This window comes from Nocardia vinacea NBRC 16497 (genome assembly GCF_000308835.1).
Classification (GTDB): domain Bacteria; phylum Actinomycetota; class Actinomycetes; order Mycobacteriales; family Mycobacteriaceae; genus Nocardia; species Nocardia vinacea.
In genome coordinates, this window is the sequence record NZ_BAGN01000336.1 from 1 (window position 1) to 2,755 (window position 2,755).

Here is a 2,755-nt window from a genome sequence, read left to right on the forward strand (position 1 = left end):
AGGTCCCGATGGTGTGGCGGTTGACACGGCGGGCAACGTATACGTCACCGAATTGGGTACCGAGCAGGTGACGAGGTTGGCGGCGGGCGCGTCGGCGCCGACCCCGCTACCGTTCACCGGGCTCAAAGATCCCCAGGCTTTGGCGGTCGACACGGCGGGAGACGTGTACGTCGTCGACTGGGGGAACAAATGGGTGGTGATGTTGGCGGCGGGCGCGTCGACGCCGACCCCGCTGCCGTTCACCGGCCTGAAGAATCCCCAGGGTGTGGCGGTCGACACGGCGGGCGACGTATACGTCACCGACCTGGGTTCCGATCCGGTGGTGAAACTCCCGGTCGGCTGAACCCTCGCTCCGCGTAATTCGGGAGTGGTATGCCGACGTCGCGATCGACTACCGCAGCAAACAGGCGAAACTGCGTCTGATGCAACATGGTTCAGGTTCGGGCATCTGCCGTTTGCCCTGCTTCGCCGCCTGATCGCACAGATGCCAGTTCCCCTTGACCTGCGCATGTCAGACCCGACCTATTTGGCACATCAATGTTGCAGCAGATGCAACACGTCGGACGCGCCGCCCAGCTCGCTGCCGGGCTGCCGATCGGTCGCGTGCACCGAAAGCCCGTGTTCGCGGCCTTGCGGCCGCTCATGCAGTGGAGATGATCATCCGGTTTATCGATCAGTACGTGCTTCGCGACGAAAGTTGCGAAACTTGACATAGGCGATCGACATAACACGAGATTGATGATGATTTTCGAGGTGGTGACTTAGGACAGGGGAGGTGGGTTGAGTGGATCCGGTGACGATGGTGGCGGCGGCAGTGGCTGTTGGCGCGAGACCGGCGCAGCTGTAAGCACACCGGGGCGGCGTGGAGCCACATTGTCATAGGCATGGCTGGTCACCAAAAGCGGAGACCACGGCTGACCGCCCGACGAATACCGTAGCCGTCGAATACATACGGTCGACCAGTCCATTCCGGCCGCACCGCAGTGACTCTGCGCCAGCAGGCGTGCGCGGTCAGCGATGTGAAAGAGGGTGGTGGACAACGGAACCGGCGCGCGTCGAGCGGATGACCTCGCCGGGTCATCCGCTCGTGATCGACGCTGGTGACCGGTCAGTCGCGGAAGGCGTCCTTGACCTTCTCGCCCGCGTCCTTGAGGTTGGACTTGGTCTGGTCGGCCTTGCCCTCGTTCTGCTTACTCTTATCGTCGGTGGCCTTGCCGAACTTCTCCTTGGCCTTACCGGAGAGTTCCTCGGCTTTGTTCTTTGCCTTGTCTACAGTGGCCACGATTGCGGCCCCTTTGTTCGAAGGTGCCGGCCTGCTATTTCCAGCCGGTCCTCCGGCGCATAGCCCGCATCCGGACAGCCGAACAACGGCCTCGCCGGTGCGGATCTGCAGTCGACCGCCGCCGCACAACACCGACAGGCGCGTTTGCGCACCTCCGGATGCGACGAAAAAGCCGACGCTTACGTGGTGTCAAGCCTGGTGGCCGGGTTCCAGGCCGGCGACGGAACTCGAGTGGACCGCATCCACCGTTCGACCGGGTGCGTATCCAGCTTCAGGGGCCAGGACCAGGCCCACGTGGTCACCGAAGTCGCTGCGAGCCAGGATCGGTCCGGAAAACCACGCGACCGCCTCCGCCAACACCGGCACTCCGTTCGGGCCGACCCGCCATCGGCACCTGCTGAATTTATCGACATCGTCACCGGTCTCCGCACCGAACAGTTGTGCCAGCGCAAGATTTTCTCTATCGACCAGGTGCACCGACACATGTGCGGCTCTCATCGCGGTCCGGTATGTGCGGTTGTTCTTCGACAAACAGATCAGAAACCGTGCCGGATCGATACTGACCTGGGACGCGAACCCCACCAGACAACCACTGCGCTCATCTCCGGCCGCGACTGTCACGATGAACACCGGAGCATCGGACAGGGCCACCATCGACTCGAACGCGCTGGGACCGTGCACCGCGGCATCCGACATCCAGTGTGTATATCAGACCGCCGCCGACGTCGGCCGCAACTGTCAACCAGCACGAACGAGCAAGTACACGCGGAGTAACCAGGTGCGCGGTGTGTTTGTGCGCCGATTGCGTGGTTATGCGTGTCACAGGCCGGAGGTTCGCGGTGAGCTGTCCGGCATGTCGTCTGGAAGGGCGGGTTCGATGCAGGACGATCCACAGCAAGCCGACCACAGTCCTGGCACGATGCCCTCGGATGTGCGGGGCCGGTTGACGATTTTCGACCGCTTCGCCACCGCTGCCGCTGCTATTGCCTCCAAAGCCGGATTCTTCGTTTTCTGCGTGCTCCTGGTGTTGGTGTGGGCACCGACGTTCCTGGTAATGCCGAGCATCGACACGTGGCAGCTAGTGATCAACACAGCCACCACCATCGTCACTTTTCTCTTGGTGGCGCTGCTGCAGAACACGCAATCTCGTGCCGACGAAGCAGTCCAGCAGAAACTCAATGCCATCGCCGACGCCCTCGCCGACTTCATGGGCGAACTGAGCATCGAGCATCCAGAACTCGACCGCCACCGCAAGGAACTTGCCGACGCAGTAGGTCTGGAAAAACGAGAATCGACCTGATCGGAGCCGCGCCCAACAGAGGCTTGGGACGCAGCGCCGCGAGGTGCGCACCGCGATCATGGACACGACCGCGGTGGTGGTGTTCGAACACGGGCTGCGTGGCGACGCTACTTTCATCTCCTTGCCCGCCGGGATCGCGGCCATGCCCCAGCGCGGTTCGGTGTCTACACCTT

At 62.7% G+C, this 2,755-nt stretch carries 4 protein-coding genes; 2 read left to right on the forward strand and 2 right to left on the reverse strand.

Going from position 1 to position 2,755, the window contains the following annotated elements:
- Positions 1–343: serine/threonine protein kinase (locus ON44_RS33835; RefSeq protein WP_040698173.1), on the forward strand; the 343-nt coding region annotated here is incomplete at its 5' end.
- A 765-nt stretch (positions 344–1,108) separates the two neighbouring features.
- Here ON44_RS33835 and ON44_RS33840 read toward each other — a convergent pair.
- Together ON44_RS33840 and ON44_RS33845 are read right to left on the reverse strand one after the other, a co-directional pair.
- Positions 1,109–1,282: a CsbD family protein gene (locus ON44_RS33840; RefSeq protein ID WP_040698175.1), complete on the reverse strand. Its 174-nt coding sequence runs from the start codon at positions 1,280–1,282 to the stop codon at positions 1,109–1,111.
- 189 nt (positions 1,283–1,471) lie between these two features.
- Positions 1,472–1,978: a flavin reductase family protein gene (locus tag ON44_RS33845; protein WP_040698178.1), complete on the reverse strand. Its 507-nt coding sequence runs from the start codon at positions 1,976–1,978 to the stop codon at positions 1,472–1,474.
- Positions 1,979–2,159: 181 nt separating this feature from the next.
- Between ON44_RS33845 and ON44_RS33850 the strand changes: the two genes are divergently transcribed.
- Positions 2,160–2,582, forward strand: coding sequence for a low affinity iron permease family protein (locus ON44_RS33850; RefSeq protein ID WP_040698180.1), 423 nt, complete (start codon positions 2,160–2,162; stop codon positions 2,580–2,582).
- Positions 2,583–2,755: the final 173 nt, after the last annotated feature.

Excerpts from the sequence above, each read along its gene's own strand:
- ON44_RS33845 (WP_040698178.1), bottom strand. The coding sequence starts at position 1,978 with ATGTCGGATGCCGCGGTGCACGGTCCCAGCGCGTTCGAGTCGATGGTG.
- ON44_RS33850 (WP_040698180.1), top strand. The coding sequence starts at position 2,160 with ATGCAGGACGATCCACAGCAAGCCGACCACAGTCCTGGCACGATGCCC.